Origin of the sequence: Mycobacterium asiaticum (assembly GCF_001673315.1) — a bacterium.
Classification (GTDB): domain Bacteria; phylum Actinomycetota; class Actinomycetes; order Mycobacteriales; family Mycobacteriaceae; genus Mycobacterium; species Mycobacterium asiaticum_B.
In genome coordinates this window covers 1-15,571 of the sequence record NZ_LZLQ01000033.1, presented here as the reverse complement: position 1 = coordinate 15,571, position 15,571 = coordinate 1, and the positions used below count along the sequence as shown (strand labels likewise).

General features: G+C 66.3%; 17 protein-coding genes. 7 read left to right on the top strand and 10 right to left on the bottom strand.

Features of this window, described 5'->3' with window-relative positions:
• Positions 1-49 precede the first annotated feature (49 nt).
• Genes A5636_RS06030 through A5636_RS06015 form a run of 4 tightly spaced genes read right to left on the bottom strand, consistent with a single transcriptional unit; the run spans position 50 to position 3,244 of the window.
• Positions 50-865, bottom strand: coding sequence for a Cof-type HAD-IIB family hydrolase (locus A5636_RS06030; protein WP_065157825.1), 816 nt, complete (start codon positions 863-865; stop codon positions 50-52).
• A 35-nt stretch (positions 866-900) separates the two neighbouring features.
• Positions 901-1,686, bottom strand: coding sequence for a lysophospholipid acyltransferase family protein (locus A5636_RS06025; RefSeq protein WP_065157798.1), 786 nt, complete (start codon positions 1,684-1,686; stop codon positions 901-903).
• On the bottom strand, positions 1,679-2,461 hold the full coding sequence (locus tag A5636_RS06020) for a lysophospholipid acyltransferase family protein (protein WP_065157797.1): 783 nt from the start codon (positions 2,459-2,461) through the stop codon (positions 1,679-1,681). Before A5636_RS06020 ends, A5636_RS06025 begins: the two co-directional genes overlap by 8 nt.
• Positions 2,462-2,464: 3 nt before the next feature.
• Positions 2,465-3,244: a lysophospholipid acyltransferase family protein gene (locus A5636_RS06015; RefSeq protein ID WP_065157796.1), complete on the bottom strand. Its 780-nt coding sequence runs from the start codon at positions 3,242-3,244 to the stop codon at positions 2,465-2,467.
• Between the two features lie 180 nt (positions 3,245-3,424).
• Between A5636_RS06015 and A5636_RS06010 the strand changes: the two genes are divergently transcribed.
• Positions 3,425-4,975 (top strand): MBL fold metallo-hydrolase, encoded by a 1,551-nt coding sequence (locus A5636_RS06010; RefSeq protein WP_065157795.1) that lies wholly within the window; start codon positions 3,425-3,427, stop codon positions 4,973-4,975.
• 5 nt (positions 4,976-4,980) lie between these two features.
• Positions 4,981-5,310: a hypothetical protein gene (locus A5636_RS06005; RefSeq protein WP_081287630.1), complete on the top strand. Its 330-nt coding sequence runs from the start codon at positions 4,981-4,983 to the stop codon at positions 5,308-5,310.
• On the opposite strand, the gene A5636_RS06000 is transcribed toward A5636_RS06005, so the two are convergent.
• Both A5636_RS06000 and A5636_RS05995 read right to left on the bottom strand, forming a co-directional pair.
• Positions 5,307-6,899, bottom strand: a complete 1,593-nt coding sequence (locus A5636_RS06000) for a phytoene desaturase family protein (protein WP_065157793.1) — start codon at positions 6,897-6,899, stop codon at positions 5,307-5,309. The genes A5636_RS06005 and A5636_RS06000 overlap by 4 nt on opposite strands.
• 49 nt (positions 6,900-6,948) lie before the next feature.
• The gene (locus A5636_RS05995) at positions 6,949-7,575 is read right to left on the bottom strand and encodes a TetR/AcrR family transcriptional regulator (RefSeq protein ID WP_065157792.1); all 627 of its coding nucleotides are present in this window, start codon (positions 7,573-7,575) and stop codon (positions 6,949-6,951) included.
• Between the two features lie 89 nt (positions 7,576-7,664).
• Between A5636_RS05995 and A5636_RS05990 the strand changes: the two genes are divergently transcribed.
• A complete protein-coding gene (locus tag A5636_RS05990) occupies positions 7,665-8,159 on the top strand; it encodes a DUF2834 domain-containing protein (RefSeq protein ID WP_065157791.1) in 495 nt (164 codons plus the stop codon).
• Here the strand turns inward: A5636_RS05990 and A5636_RS05985 are convergent.
• Together A5636_RS05985 and serS are read right to left on the bottom strand one after the other, a co-directional pair.
• Positions 8,156-9,259: a GGDEF domain-containing protein gene (locus tag A5636_RS05985; RefSeq protein ID WP_065157790.1), complete on the bottom strand. Its 1,104-nt coding sequence runs from the start codon at positions 9,257-9,259 to the stop codon at positions 8,156-8,158. The genes A5636_RS05990 and A5636_RS05985 overlap by 4 nt on opposite strands.
• A 115-nt stretch (positions 9,260-9,374) precedes the next feature.
• Positions 9,375-10,631 (bottom strand): serine--tRNA ligase, encoded by a 1,257-nt coding sequence (gene serS / locus A5636_RS05980; RefSeq protein ID WP_065157789.1) that lies wholly within the window; start codon positions 10,629-10,631, stop codon positions 9,375-9,377.
• 88 nt (positions 10,632-10,719) lie between these two features.
• On the opposite strand from serS, the gene A5636_RS05975 reads away from it, so the two are divergent.
• The 3 genes from A5636_RS05975 to A5636_RS27090 all read left to right on the top strand — a co-directional run bounded on the left by A5636_RS05975 (position 10,720) and on the right by A5636_RS27090 (position 12,684).
• A complete protein-coding gene (locus tag A5636_RS05975; RefSeq protein ID WP_065157788.1) occupies positions 10,720-12,057 on the top strand; it encodes a septum formation family protein in 1,338 nt (445 codons plus the stop codon).
• 4 nt (positions 12,058-12,061) lie between these two features.
• On the top strand, positions 12,062-12,409 hold the full coding sequence (locus tag A5636_RS05970; RefSeq protein WP_065157787.1) for a metallopeptidase family protein: 348 nt from the start codon (positions 12,062-12,064) through the stop codon (positions 12,407-12,409).
• A gap of 62 nt (positions 12,410-12,471) precedes the next feature.
• Positions 12,472-12,684, top strand: a complete 213-nt coding sequence (locus A5636_RS27090; RefSeq protein WP_081287628.1) for a hypothetical protein — start codon at positions 12,472-12,474, stop codon at positions 12,682-12,684.
• On the opposite strand, the gene A5636_RS05965 is transcribed toward A5636_RS27090, so the two are convergent.
• Complete coding sequence (locus A5636_RS05965) at positions 12,661-13,350, bottom strand: histidine phosphatase family protein (RefSeq protein WP_065157786.1); 690 nt, start codon at positions 13,348-13,350, stop codon at positions 12,661-12,663. The two genes, A5636_RS27090 and A5636_RS05965, sit on opposite strands and share 24 nt — an antisense overlap.
• Positions 13,347-14,303, bottom strand: a complete 957-nt coding sequence (pheA, locus tag A5636_RS05960; protein WP_065157824.1) for a prephenate dehydratase — start codon at positions 14,301-14,303, stop codon at positions 13,347-13,349. The genes A5636_RS05965 and pheA overlap by 4 nt, the downstream gene beginning before the upstream one ends.
• 81 nt (positions 14,304-14,384) lie before the next feature.
• Between pheA and A5636_RS05955 the strand changes: the two genes are divergently transcribed.
• On the top strand, positions 14,385-15,176 hold the full coding sequence (locus A5636_RS05955; protein WP_065157823.1) for a DUF2470 domain-containing protein: 792 nt from the start codon (positions 14,385-14,387) through the stop codon (positions 15,174-15,176).
• Positions 15,177-15,571 lie beyond the last annotated feature (395 nt).

The following is a 15,571-nucleotide window of genomic DNA, read 5'->3' as shown; positions in this document are numbered from 1 at the left end:
TCCCTTCGCTACCCGCGGGCAGTCTCCCACATCCCGGCCGCATCCACGGCTAGGACCACCAACGCTCCAGCACCCGCGCGACACCGTCGTCGCTATTGCGGGCCGTCACCTCGTCGGCCGCGGCCACCGCGTCGGGATGTGCGTTGCCCATCGCCACGCCCCTGCCGGCCCGCAGCAACATCGGGACGTCGTTGGGCATGTCGCCGAAGGCAATCATCTCGTCTTCTCCGATCCCGAGTGGCCCGGCAACTTCACGAAGACCGCTGGCCTTGCTGACGCCCCGCGGCACGATCTCGAGCAGGCCGTTGTTGGTGGAATACGTCAGGTCTCCTTCGTCGCCGACGTGCGGGGCCAGCACCGCAGCCATCTCCGCGCTGGACGCCCCCGCCTTGCGGATCAGCAGCTTGATCGCCGGCGCGCTGAGCAGGTCCTGGACCGACACCTCGGTGTTGTCGGGATTGAGCCAGGCGTGCTCGTAGCCGGGTGAGCTGACGAACTGCGGGGTTGCCGTGTCATGCGCCCGCTCCCCGATCCGTTCCACCGCGAGCCCGGCGCCAGGGATGGCCCGCTGGATTATCTCGGCCAAGGCTGCCAACGTGTTGACGCCCAGCGTGCGGGCCGAGATCACCCGGTCTTGTCCGGGGTCGTAGATCACGGCACCGTTCGCGCACACCGCCACCGGCGCGAAGCCCAGCGCATCGACGACGGGCCGGATCCAGCGCGGTGGTCGGCCGGTAGCCAGCACGAAGTGCGCGCCACCGTCGACCGCGGCACGTACTGCCGCACGCGTGCGAGGGCTGAGGGTTTCGTCATCGGTGAACAGGGTGCCGTCGACGTCGCACCCAATGAGTGCAGGCTGATTCAGCAATAGGATCCGTTGGTCAGAGTCGGCCGGTGTCGTCAGCGGGGGTTGCCTTCTTTCCGCCTCTTCGACGCCACGCCGTCCTGCGCTCGTTTCTGTGCCCGCTCGGCCAATTCGGCGATGCGGAATTCTCGGGACTCGTCCGGGGTCGGCGCGCTGCCACCCAGCCGTCGCGGCACCCAGTACTCCCCTTCGGGATGCGGGTACTGCTCCTGCACCCAGTACAGCATCGCCTCCATCGCCTGGCGCAGTGTGCCATTGAGCGCATCGGGATCGCGCCCGGGCTGCAAGGGTGGCCCGATTGCCGCGGTGATCGGAATCTTGTTTCGCAACAGCTTCTTTGGATGATCTTTGGGCCAGATCCGATGCGCACCCCAGACGATCATCGGGACGATCGGCACTTGGGCCTCGACGGCCATCCGGGCCGCGCCAGTCCTGAATTCCCTCAGCTCAAAGCTTCGGCTGATGGTCGCCTCTGGATGCAATCCGATGAGCTCACCTTCCTTGAGGCGCTGAACCGCGACGGAGTATGCCTCGGCCCCTTGCGTGCGGTCCACCGGGATCAGCTGGATGTGCTTGATCACGTAGTTGACCGCTTTCACCTCCTGCATCTCGGCCTTGATCATGAACCGCAGCCGCCGCTTACGCTCCTTGGCGGCCAGCGACGCCGGGATCCAGTCCACATAGCTGGTGTGATTGAGGGCGACGATGGCGCCGCCGCTGGCGGGAATGTTCTCCAGGCCGTAGTACGTGATCTTGGTTCCGTTCAACGCGACGGCAGAAGGAACAAGGAATTCCAACATCCGGAAGACTGGCTCAGCCATCGGTTACGTCTCCTTCACCCCTACCGCGTCTCCCGCGGTCCCGGCCGACGGCCTTCGCCGCGGCCTCGTCAGCATCCATTTTCGCTGCTTCCGCCATTGTTGGGGCGTTACCGCCAAGACGGCTCGGCACCCAGTACTCGCCCGCCGGATGCGGATAGTTCTCCTGGACCCGATGCAGAACAGCGTTCATCGACTCACGCAGCACTTCGTTGGTGGCCGAGATGTCGTCGGTGGCATGTATCGACGGCCCAGCTGCCACGGTCACCGGGACCCGGTGGTAACCCAGGTGCTTCGGACGTCCCTTGGTCCAGATGCGCTGTGTGCCCCACACGATCAACGGAACAATCTCCACATCGGCTTCTATGGCCATCCGCGCCGCACCCGTCTTGAACTTTTTGAGCTCGAAGCTGCGGCTGATCGTGGCCTCCGGATAGACCGCCACCACCTCGCCCGCCCGCAACGCCTGCACCGCGCAGGCGTAGGCGTCGGCTCCAGAGCTGCGATCCACTGGGATGGCACCCGTCTGTTCGATCAAGAAGTTGACGATCTTCACTCGTTGCATCTCGGCTTTGATCATGAACCGCAATCGACGGCCCCGCCGGCGCATTGCCAACCCGGCGGGCAACCAGTCCACATAACTGGTGTGGTTGATGGCGATCACCGCCCCGCCGCGCTCGGGAATGTTCTCCTCGCCCAGGTAGGTGATCCGGGTTCCGGTAGCCAGGACCAGGAAGCGAGCCAGGATCTCGCAGGCGCGGTAGGTGGGTTCCGCCATCGCTCACTGCTCCGGGGCCCCAGATGGATGGGCGCGTTCGGCTCGAATGGCCGCCTTCTGTGCGGCCTCGTCCGCGTCCATGCGGGCCGCCTCCGCAAGCGACGGGGCGCCACCGCCCAGCCGGTGCGGCACCCAGAATTCACCCGCCGGGTGCGGCCCGTACTGCTCCTGCGCCTTGATCAAGATGTGCTGCATCCGGGAATGCAACAGTGCGGTCAACTCGGCGGTGGGGAGAGTGGGTTCGATCGGTTCGCCGACGATCACCTGGATCGGCACCTTCGGCCGGAACAATTTCTTCGGATGACCTTTGGTCCAGATCCGCTGGGCACCCCAGATGACATGGGGAACGATCGGCACGCCCGCCTCGAGCGCCATCCGGGCGGCACCCGTCTTGAATTCTTTGATCTCGAAACTCCGGCTGATCGTCGCCTCCGGGTAGACGCCGACCAGTTCACCTGCCTTCAGGTTCTCGACGGCCGCCGCAAACGATGCGGAACCGCTTTCCCGGTCCACCGGAATGTGGCGGAACGAGCGCATGAGCGGACCGGCGATCTTGTGGTCGAACACCTCCTGCTTGGCCATGAACCGCACCTTCCGGCCCAATCCCTGCCGGTAGGCGGGCAGGCCCGCCAGGGTGAAATCCAGGTAGCCGGTGTGGTTGATCGCGACCACGGCGCCACCACTGGTGGGCAGATTCTCCACCCCCGTCACCGAGATCTTGAGACCTTGTAGGCGAAATATCAGGCGGGCGAGAGTAATGGCGGTGCCATATGCCGGTTCCACAGCAATTCAGCCTAGTACGGGGCGAGTGTTGACATATCCAGCCGATCATCCGTCCGCAGCCGTTCCAGCGGTAGCGCAACGGTTGGCGGGCGACCGGCCGGTGCATGCGGCTGTGGCAAGACCCAGGCCTGTGACGCCGCTAAACTCGTGGTGACTCCGACCGTCCCCCGAAAGGTATTTGTGCAGGTCACAAGCGTCGGCCACGCCGGCTTTCTCATCCAGACCCGAGCGGGCAGCATATTGTGCGACCCCTGGGTCAACCCGGCGTACTTCGCCTCGTGGTTCCCATTCCCGGACAACAGCCGGCTGGACTGGGACGCCCTCGGTGACTGTGACTACCTATACGTCTCGCACCTGCACAAAGACCACTTCGACGCCCGCCTGCTCACCGCCCACGTGAACAAGGACGCGGTGGTGCTGTTGCCCGACTTCCCGGTCCCCGACCTGCGCGACGAGTTACAGAAGCTAGGCTTCCACCGGTTCTTCGAGACCACGGATTCGGTGCAGCATCAGCTCTCGGGCCCCAAGGGCGATCTCGACATCATGATCATCGCCTTGCGGGCACCCGCCGACGGACCGATCGGCGACTCGGCGCTGGTGGTTTCCGACGGTGACACCACGGTGTTCAACATGAACGACGCGCGCCCGGTCGACCTGGACATCCTGTCCGCGGACTTCGGCCACATCGATGTGCACCTGCTGCAGTATTCCGGCGCGATTTGGTACCCGATGGTCTACGACATGCCCGCTCGCGCCAAGGAGGCGTTCGGCACCCAGAAGCGGCAACGCCAGATGGACCGCGCCCGCCAGTACATCGCCCAGGTCGGGTCGACCTGGGTGGTGCCGTCGGCCGGCCCGCCGTGCTTTCTGGACCCGGCACTGCGCGACCTCAACGACGACAGCGGAGATCCGGCCAACATCTTTCCCGACCAGATGGTGTTCCTTGACCAGTTGCGCAGCCACGGGCATGACGGCGGCCTGCTGATGATGCCGGGCACGGTTGCCGATTTCACGGGTTCGGCGTTGAACTCGCTGAACCACCCGCTGCCGACCGATCAGGTCGAGCAGATCTTCACCACCGGCAAGGCTGCCTACATCGCCGACTACGCCGAGCGGATGGCGCCCGTGCTGGCCGCCGAGAAGGCCGGTTGGGCGGAAGCGGCCGGCCCGCCGCTGCTCGAGCCGCTGCGGGCGCTGTTCGAGCCGATCATGTTGCAGAGCAACGAGATCTGCGACGGCATCGGTTATCCGGTGGAGCTGGTGATCGGTCCCGAAACGGTGATCCTGGACTTCCCCAAAAGGGCGGTGCGCGAACGCATTCCCGACGAGAAGGTGCGGTACGGGTTCGCGATCGAGCCGGAGTTGGTGCGCACCGTGTTGCGGGACGACGAACCGGACTGGGTCAACACCATCTTCTTGTCCACGCGCTTCCGGGCCTGGCGGGTGGGCGGCTACAACGAGTACCTGTACACGTTCTTCAAGTGCCTGACCGACGAGCGGATCGCCTACGCCGACGGTTGGTTTGCCGAAACCCACGACGATTCCGCGTCGATCACAATGGACGGCTGGGAGATTCAGCGCCGGTGTCCGCATTTGAAGGCGGACCTGTCGAAATTCGGGGTGATCGAGGGCGACACGTTGACCTGCAACCTGCACGGCTGGCAGTGGCGTCTGACGGACGGCCGCTGCCTGACCACCCGAGGCCACGAGTTGCGGAGTGGCCGCGCATGACCCCGATGGCCGAGCATTGCTACGACGACGGTGTGGTCCAGTTGGACGAGATGGCGATCACGTTGCGGCGCTATCACTTTCCGTCCGGAACGGCGAAGGTGATCGGGCTGGACCAGATCCGGTCCTACCAGGCCGAGCCGCTGGGCCTGTTCACGTTCCGATTCAACGTGTGGGGCAGCCCCGACTTTCGGCGCTGGTTGCCGCTGGATCTGTACCGGCCGCTGAAGTCCACGCTGATTACCTTGGACATACCGGGTTCGAAGCCGGCTTTCACCCCGGCACGTCCCGACGAATTCCTCGCCTGCCTGGACACGCTGCTACAAGCGCGCTGCTAGAGATCGGCCAGCGCAGCCCGCCCGGCGTTGTACCCGGGCGTGAAGGTGATTCCCGGCCCGCCGTGGCACCCGGCACTGCCCAGGTAGAGGCCCTGGACCGGAATGGGTTGTCCGATATAACCTTTCGGACCGGGTCGGTTTTGCCCGACCTGGTCGGAGTGCAGCAGACCGTGACAGTAGTCCCCGCCTGGCGCGCCGAACATGACGCCCATGTGTTTGGGCGTGAAGGTGGTGTGCCGGATGATGCTTCGTTCGAAATTCGGTGCCAGCCGGGTGATCTTGTCGATCACGCGCTGCCCCATTTCCACTTTCGCCTGACCGTAGCGTCCCTCTTCTTGTAGGCCGCCCTCGATCGGGAACCACAGCGCGAATGCCGAGGCGGCGTGCTTACCCTCCGGGGCCAGATCGGGGTCGTGCACCGACGGTATCTGTAATACCAGCGTCGGATCCGCCGGCACGATGCCCCGACGGCAGTCCTCCCACTGCTGCTGCACTTCCTCCGGCGTGCAGAACATGCCGATGGATGCCTGCATGATCGGGTCGTTGAGCGATTCGTAGGGTGGCGCGAATCGGGGAGCTTCCTCGAGCGCGAAGTGCATCTGCAGGTAGCTGCCACGGTGGTCGATACGCGAGTAGCGGTCGCGGATCTCCGACGGCAACAGCGCGGGATCGATCAGGTCGTTGAGGGTCACATCAGGTGCGATGCAGGACACGACAATCGGTGCCGTCACGGTGTCTCCCGCTTCGGTGCGCACACCGCGCACCCGCCCCCCAGTACCGGCATTGTCGACGAGGATCTCAGTCACCTTGGCGCGCAAACGGACCTCGCCGCCGTGTTCTTCCAGCACTCCCGCCAGGTGCGTGGTCAGCGCGCCAATGCCACCCCGTAGCTTCTTCATCTGGACGAAGTCACCCTCCGGGATGCCGAGTCCGAATGCCAGCGCGGCAGCGCTGCCCGGGGTAGCGGGTCCGCGATAGAGCGTATTCACGGCCAGCATGGTCATGGAACCCCTTATGGCACCGTGCTTTTCGCGGTCGGGGAAGTAGCGGTCCAGCACTTCGGTGACCGACCCGAACAGCATGTCGTCGATTGCCGAGCGCTCGAATTCGTTTGTCGCACATGCATACATCTCGTCGAAAGTCTTGGGCAGGGTGCCCGCCTCGAACCGGCCCAGCGCCCGGGTCGGCGCTTGCGCCCACATCAACAGGCCACCCATCCCGGCCACGGCGTCGGCTCCGTGCACCTCGTTGAGGTGCGCGAACATCTTCATCGGGTCGCTGTATTGGACCAGCGGGTCGTCCCCGACGCCGCGCAACGCCACCGACATCACTTCGAGGTCCACCGTCGGCAACGTGTCCAGACCGAGTTCGCTGATGACCTCCAACGACGTGGGGAACTGCACCGAACCGGCGATCTCGAACTGATAGCCGTCGAACAGCTCGACGGTGGACGCCATTCCGCCGGCATAGAGCTTGCCGTCCAGACACAGGGTTCGCAGCCCCGCCCGTTGCAGCAGCACCGCCGCGGTCAACCCGTTGTGGCCAGCCCCGATGACGATCGCGTCGTAGTCGGTTTCCGATTCAGACATGCCGCTACCTCCCGGATCGAAGGCTGGCATGGTCGACAAGTTTTGTCAATCATGACAAAACTTCAGCGCCTGCCCAACTGTCGCCGATACCCTGGCTCAACGACTCCAGCGCCACGTGACTCATCTTGGCCAGTGCGCCAAGCGATCGGTCATCGCCGACCATCCAAGCCTCCATCGCACCGAAAACCGCGGCCGCGATGCAGCGGCCGATCACCGTGATACGCAGCTGAGCCTCGGCCGACTGCCCCGCCGAGCGCCTGCGCCGCCGCAGTTGGGCCTGGATGGCGTCGGCGAAGTCGGCTTGGACGTCCCGGATGTGCCGGGTGATGCGACCCTGGTCCAGATCACCACCGCGCAGCGCGGCGATCTTGGTGACGGCCTCGACGTCATAGGGGAACGCGAAGATGGCTGCCTGCACGGAATCGACCACCGACTCCTCCGCGGGCCGCGCCTCCAGCGCGGCACGGAACCAGTTCAGCCCGGTGTAGTCGGCGAACAGCAGGTCGTGCTTGGAACTGAAGTGGCGGTAGAAGGTTCGAAGCGATACGCCGGCGTCCGCGGCGATCTGTTCGATCGACGTCTCCTCCACACCCTGGGCCAGGAAACGCACCACGGCGGCCTGGCGCAGCGCCTCCCGGGTGCGTTCGCTGCGCACCGTCTGTGCCGGCCGGACCATCCCGACAAAGTACTACCAAGCCTCGATTTTTCCTATCCGTTGTTTTGGCAATATTGACAAAACTTTGTGGTGGGCGCGAGACTGCGCGCATGGTGTCATTGCTTGCTCACGCCGTACTCGGGATCGCCGTCATCTTCTGGATCGTCAAATCGAACCCAGCGGTCTACGCCCGGCCCATCCACGGACCGTCGTTCTCACGGTTGGAGATCGTTTACTACGTCGTCGGCGTCGCCTCGATCGCGCTGGGCTGGTACTTCAACATCCGCTTCGTGCAGGGCTACGCACCGCACGGCATCACCGGAACACACAACCCCATCTGGGGCCCCGGCAGTTGGACGCAGTACATCCAGCTGATGTTCACCAACCCGGCCGCAGGATCCGCAAGCCAGGACTACACGATCGCGAATGTCATTCTCTTGCCGCTGTTCTCGATTACCGACGGCTACCGGCGCGGACTGAAGCGGCCGTGGTTGTACTTCGTGAGCAGCTTGTTTACCAGCTTCGCGTTCGCCTTCGCGTTCTACTTCGCCACCATCGAACGCCAGCACCGGCACGAACGCTCCCGCCAGACGGTGACTGCTTAAGCGCTGAGCTCGTCGTCGAAGTATTCGGCACCCGCCGCGCGATAGTGGCAAACCCGGTTTCCCCCACCACGTTTCGCGACGTACATCGCCGCGTCGGCCGCTGAGATAAGGTTGCCGAGCAGTTCACCGTCGGCGCTGGTCCCACCGCTGGGATGGACGCGGGCCGTGCCCACGCTCGCAGTGAGACCGAACGGCAACGCCGCAACGGCGTCACACAGAATCTGCGCCCGCTCCTCCAGCTCTTCGGGATGCCAGAGGTCGGCGATCACGAACTCCTCGCCGCCGACCCTGGCGATAACCGCGGTTTGGTCGGTGTTCTCCCGCAGCGCATCCGCCACGGCGACCAGTGCGTCGTCACCGGTGCCGTGTCCGTACTCGTCGTTCAGTTGCTTGAAGCGGTCCAAGTCGATCACCGTGATCACCAGGTCCGCTCGGGTCGCATCGGCGCGCCGCAGGAATCTCCCCGCGCGCCGGTGGAAGGCGCCGCGGTTCAGCAGGCCGGTGAGATGGTCGAGTTCGGCGCGTATGGCGTCGGTGCCCAACAAGTGCACGACCGTTTGGATGCCGAACGGCACCGCCAGGTTCAGCGTGAGCACCAGCGAGTAGCCGCACAGGGCGGCGAGCAGGTTCTGAGCCGCGGCGAACCGCACGGCCTCGAACGCGCCCACCCCGGCTGCGACCGCAAAGTTGTAGGCCGTCAACGGCGCGGTGTGCAGCACCGCGATATACGCAGCCATGATCGCGAACGTCGTGCAGGCCAGCATGGCGGCGACGGGATCGCTCTGGGCCAGCGCGATCAACGCGATGCTGACGTTGCACAACACGGCGAAGCGCACGGCCGCGCGGCGGTCGGGCCAGCGTCGCGCCCACAGCAATGCACCGATGCCGGCCCCGACGCCGGCGACCAGTGCACACGCGATCTGCAGCCAGCCCCGCGGGCCGGTCGGAGTCCAGATCGTCGCGATCGCGACCAGCGCCAGTGAGCCGCAAACGGTGGCGATGGTGCTGCGGGTCAGCCTCGTCATTCCCCGGTAACGCAGGTGCGCGCTCAGCTGCTCGTAGTGGTCGGCCTGCCGCCACCAGCGCCCGAGCCAGCTCATCGCAAACCCACCTGTCCCCCCGTTTGGCCACGTCCGGCGCCTTCTTAACGTGACAGCTGCGGGAGGAAATGTCTAGCAGCGCGAAATGTTCAGCGCGCCAGCGCCGGAACGGACCTCAGGCGGGCTCCAGCACCTCGGTGCCGACGAACGGCACCAGCGCCGCAGGCACCCGCACACTGCCGTCCGGCTGTTGGTGGTTCTCCAGGATCGACACCAGCCAACGTGTGGTACCCAACGTTCCGTTGAGCGTGGCCGCGGTCTGCGGCTTGCCCGCGGAGTCCCGATACCGGGTCGCCAACCGGCGCGCCTGAAAGGTGGTGCAGTTCGAGGTCGACGTCAGCTCGCGGTAGGTCGCCTGAGTGGGCACCCAGGCCTCGCAGTCGAACTTGCGGGCCGCCGACGAGCCGAGATCCCCGGCGGCCACATCGATCACCCGGTAGGGCACCTCGATGTACGCCAGCATCTCGCGCTGCCAGCCCAGCAGACGCTGGTGTTCGGCCTCGGCGTCCTCCGGCCGGCAGTAGACGAAGCCCTCCACCTTGTCGAACTGATGCACCCGGATGATGCCGCGGGTGTCTTTGCCGTAACTGCCGGCCTCCCGGCGGAAACAGGACGACCAGCCCGCATACCGCAACGGGCCGCCGGACAGGTCGAGGATCTCGCCGGAGTGGTAGCCCGCCAGCGGCACTTCGGAGGTGCCAACCAGGTAGAGGTCGTCGGCCTCCAACCGGTAGACCTCGTCGGCGTGCGCACCCAGGAATCCGGTCCCGGACATCACCTCGGGGCGAACCAGCACCGGCGGGATCATCGGAATGAAGCCACTGTCGACTGCCACCCGCAGCGCCAACTGCAGTAGGCCCAGTTGCAACAGCGCGCCGCGGCCGGTCAAGAAGTAGAACCGCGACCCCGACACTTTGGCCCCTCGCTGCATGTCGATCAGACCCAGCGATTCGCCAAGTTCGAGGTGGTCCTTGGGGTTGGTCAGCGCCGGGGGTTCGCCGACGACGTCGAGGACCGCGTAGTCGTCTTCTCCCCCGGCGGGAACGCCGTCGATTATCACGTTGGAGATCGCCAGGTGGGCTGCCGTCAACGCAGCCTCAGCCGCGCCCCGGTCCGCCTCGGCCGCCTTCACCTGCTCGGCAAGGTCCTTCGCGCGCTGCAGCAGCGCTGGACGCTCCTCTGCCGAGGCGGCGCCCACGCTCTTGCTGGCCGCCTTTTGCTCGGCACGCAAGGTATCCGCGGCGGCAATCGCTGCCCGGCGGGCCACGTCGGCGTCCAACAGCGCGTCCACCAGCGCGGGATCTTCGCCTCGGCTGAGTTGGGAACGCCGCACGGCGTCAGGATTTTCCCGGAGCAACTTCAGGTCGATCACGGGCGCAAGACTACTGGGCCGTCCACCCGGGTCTCACATCTGCAACATTGGTAACGACCCTCATCCGGCCCTGTCAGAATGGAAGCCGATGTTGGACGCGCCAGATACACAACCCCAATCCGAACTCGAACCCGACGCCGCCGTCGTCGGGCCGGACGAGCCCGCGGCAGACGAGAACGTGCCGCAGCCCGAGCGTGCCCGCGGGTTTCGCTGGCCGCGGGCATTGCAGGCATCCGCCACCCGACGAGGACTGCTGCTGACGGCGCTGGGTGGTCTGCTGATCGCCGGGCTGGTTACCGCCCTGCCCGTCGGCACCGGTCCCGGCCGGCTGGCCGGCTACATCGACAGCGACCCGGTGCCCAGCGCCGGCTCCAAGGGCAACGCCGCGTTCAGCCGCGCCACCAGCGGCGACTGCCTCAACTGGCCGGACGGCACACCGGAATCAGCGACCATCGTCAGCTGCGCCGACGACCACCGTTTTGAAGTCGCCGAATCCGTCGACATGCGGACCTTCCCCGGCACCGAATACGGCCCCACTGCCCCGCCGCCGTCACCGGCGCGGATCCAGCAGATCAACACCGAACAATGCGAACCTGCGGTACGCCGCTACCTGGGCACCAAGTTCGATCCCAACAGCAAGTTCACGGTGAGCATGCTGTGGTCGGGTGACCGGGCCTGGCGCCAGGCCGGCGAGCGCCGCATGCTGTGCGGGTTGCAACTGCCAGGCCCCAATAACCAGCAGGTCGCCTACAAAGGCAAGGTCGCCGAGATCGACCAATCGAAGGTTTGGCCGGCCGGGACCTGTCTGGGCATCGACTCGACCACCAACCAACCGGTCGACGTTCCGGTCGACTGCGCCGCGCCCCACGCGATGGAAGTCACGGGCACGGTCAACCTCGCCGAGAAGTTCCCTGACGCGCTGCCCGCCGAAGCCGAGCAGGACGGGTTCATCAAGGACGCGTGCACGAAGATGACCGACGCCTACCTTGCGCCCATCAAACTGCGCACCACCACCCTGACCCTGATCTACCCCACGGTGTCGCTGCCCAGTTGGTCCGCGGGCAGCCGGGAGGTCGCCTGCAACATCGGTGCGACGCTGGGCAACGGTGGCTGGGCGACCCTGGTGAACAGCGCCAAGGGACCGCTGCTGATCAACGGTCAGCCTCCGGTGCCGCCACCCGACATTCCGCAGGAGCGGCTCACCCTGCCTTCGATCCCGGTTCAGGCGCCCACCCAGCGTCCCTCGACGCCCGCCCAGCAGACTCCGGCCGCACCTCCAGGCAATCAGCACCTGCCCAACCAGCAGCCTGCGGCGCCGCCCACCCAGGCTCCGGCCGCCCCGCCGTCTCAGGCGCCGGCACCCCAGGCACCCGCGCCGCCGCCGGACGGCGGCCCACCACCCGGCGAGCCGGCGCCGGTGAGCTAGCGCCGTGGTCGTGCGGATGGACCCGGAGCGTTTCGACGAACTGGTGTCCAACGCTCTGGACCTCATCCCGGTCGAGCTCACGGCCGCGATGGACAACGTCGTGGTCCTCGTTTCCGATCGGCATCCCGAAGAGGACTTGTTCGGGCTTTACGAAGGGGTGGCGCTGACCGAGCGGGACTCCGATTACGCCGGTGTCCTGCCTGACACCATCACGATCTACCGGGACGCGCTGCTGGACGTCTGCGACTCCGAGGACGACGTGGTCGACCAGGTCGCGATCACCGTGATCCACGAGATCGCACACCATTTCGGCATCGACGACGACAGGCTCGATGAGCTGGGCTGGGCCTAAGCCGGCCTGGATAATCCGGCGTTGCTCCCCCATTTGTCAGCGTCCAGTGCTATGAACGGCATATGAGCACAGGCTGCCGCGACTGCCAGGCAGGCTTAGATCACTGCCATGGCACCGTCATTCGTCATTGGCTGGGCAGAGCGGAGTGCACCGACCCGGCCTGCGGAGCCCCCGAGTTGTTCACCCACACTTTTGTGATCGACTGCGACGCGGTCGGTTGCGCTTGCGCGGAAACAACCTCGGTGGCCATCTCAACCCATCGGGTCGGAGCCTGACGAGACGGCGTCCTGCACCGGCGTCGTTTCGGGTTCCGGGTAGAACGGCGGCGTCAAGGTCCCCCACCGCACGCAGCTCCACCGTCCGTCGGTGATCGGCGCCAACACCACGGACTCCGCGTTGTCCAGCGGGTTGTCCAGCACGAAGCCGCCGTCCACGCCGGCCAGCACTGCCGATACCAGCCGGATGGCTGCGCCGTGGCTGACCACCACGATGTCGCCGTCCCAGCCGTCGTCGTCCAGATAGCGCATGCGCAGCTCGGTCAGCACCGGCACATAGCGATCCAGTACCTCGTCGCCGCTCTCGCCGCCCGGCAGCGCCAACTGCCGCTCGCCGTGGTGCCACCGTTCGTAAATGGCGTTGAATTCCTTGACCGCGTCATCGTCGTTGCGATTCTCCAGCGCACCGACCTGCACCTCGTGGATGCCGCCGAGTTCTACCGGCGGCACATCGACCTGGGTGGCGATCACCTGCGCCGTTTCGCACGCCCTAATCGCCACGGAGTGCGCCAGCAGGGTTGGTCGGCTGGACCCGCCGAGCGCAAACGCGCGGGCCTGATCGCGGCCCAACGGCGTCAGTGCCGCCCCCGGCGGCCGGGTGTCCAGCCTGCGCTCGACGTTGCCGAAGGACTGTCCATGCCGCAGCAGTACCAGTCGGCCACTCATCCTTGCCCTTCCCCCCTCTTCACTGCTGACGCGGAGTTGCCTTCCCGCAGCGCCGCCAACCAACTCGAGGCCTCGTGCGAGGACGGCGGCGGTACCCCCGCGGGCTGGCCCGTCGGCCAGGAACCCAGGTAACGCACCTCCGCACAACGACGGTGTAGCGCTTTTAGTGCCTCGGCGACGGCGTCGTCGTCCAGGTGCCCTACGCAGTCCACGAAGAACCGGTAGGTGCCCAGACCGGTGCGGGTGGGGCGGGATTCGATGCGGGTCAGATCGATGCCGCGCATCCCGAACTCGGTCAGTGCCAGCAGTAAGGCTCCCGGGGCATTCTCGATGCGCAGCACCGCCGAGGTGCGGTCAGCTCCGGTTCGGGCCGGTGGCCGTCCCGTACGGCCGATCAGGACGAACCGGGTGCGTGCCCCGGCCTCGTCGACTACCCCTTCGGCGATCGACGAAAGGCCATAGTGCGCTGCGGCCAACGAGGAGGTCACCGCGGCGTCGACTTCGCCGGCGACCACCTGGCGCGCGGCATCGGCGTTGGAGTACGCGGGGCGCAACTCGGCCACGGGCAGATGGGCGGTGAGCCATTGCCGCACCTGCGCGGCAGCCACCGGAAATGCTGCGACGGTGCGTACGTCGGAAGCGCTGCGACCGGATTGCACCACGATGCTGAAGTTCACGTCCAGCGTGGTCTCGGCGTAGATCTGCAGCGGCGAACCGATGGCCAGGCTGTCCAGCGTGGAGGTCAGCGACCCGTCGATCGAGTTCTCGATCGGCGCGCAGGCATAGTCCGCGGTACCGACTCGCACTGCGTCCAGGGCGGCGGGCGTGCTCTCCACCGGCAGTCGCTGCAGCTGATCGGGCTGCTGCCCGGGAACTAGTCCGGCGGCCGACATTTGGAGCAATGCCGCCTCGGTGAATGTCCCTTCGGGACCGAGGTAAGCGATGCGGGCCACGCACACAACCCTAACGGCGGACCGGCCCTTGCGACCGTACCAGCCCTAAGTTATCTTAGGCTTACCTAAATGACGGAGGTAATGGTGCTACCGGTCACACACCCTACGCCGACGACGGCCGAGCGGATTCGCAGCGCCTGTGCCCGGGCCGGTGGCGCGCTGCTGGCCGTCGAGGGCAACGATCCGGTGGCCACACCCGTCCATCACCTGCTGCGCGACGGCACCTTCGCCGTCGCGCTCCCCCGCGAGCACGCCGGTGCGGAAGACGTGCCGTGCGGCACGCAAGCGCTGCTGGAGCTGACCGACTACGCGCCGCTACCGGTGCGCGAACCGGTCCGCTCGCTGGTCTGGGTCCGCGGCCGGCTCCACCAGATCCCCGGCGGGGCAGTGTCCAAGTTGCTCGACCTCATCGCCGCCGAGAACCCGGCTCCGGTATTGCTACAGATCGACACCCCCAGGTCGGGGCCCGCCACCGGAGACGATCCCCGCTACACCCTGCTGCGCCTAGAGATCGACTCGGTTGTGGTTACCGATGCGACCGGCGCCGAGCCGGTCAGCGTCCGCGAACTGCTCGCCGCGCGGCCCGATCCGTTCTGTGAGATCGAGTCGACCTTGTTGTGGCACCTCTCCACCGCTCACAACGACGTCGTCGCCCGCCTGGTCTCGCGGTTGCCCGCGCCGCTGCGGCGCGGGCATGTCCGTCCGCTCGGACTGGACCGGTATGGCGTGCGGTTCCGCATCGAGGGAAACGACGGCGACCGCGACATCCGGCTGCCGTTCCACAAGCCCGTCGACGACATGAACGGGCTCAGCCAGGCGATTCGGGTCCTGATGGGATGCCCATTCGTCAACGGTTTGCGCGCGCGTCCATAACCAACTGCTGGGGAGACGTACGTTAGCCAGGTGAACGGCGATCGCTCACCGGAACAACGGGAACCCCCGCCGATTCTCCACCGCGACATCCGCCGGCCGGCCTGCGTAATTGGCGAGCACTGTCTGGCGGTGTACCGCGGAGTCGAACCACAGCATGCTGCCGAGCACGCCCGCCGTGCCCAGCAACAGCAGAATCAGCAGGCACAGGGCCGTTGTACGGAGCCAGCGACGCCTGCGTTTTTTGAGGCGAGGTTTCGCGGGGGCCGGTCTGGTCGGCGCCGCCACGCGCTGGTGTGGCGGAGCCATCGGTGGTCGCGGCATTGCTGGCGCAGACCGTCGAACAGGCCACCGGCTTGCGCCTCGACCACTACGCCGAAGTCGGGTTCGCTGGATTC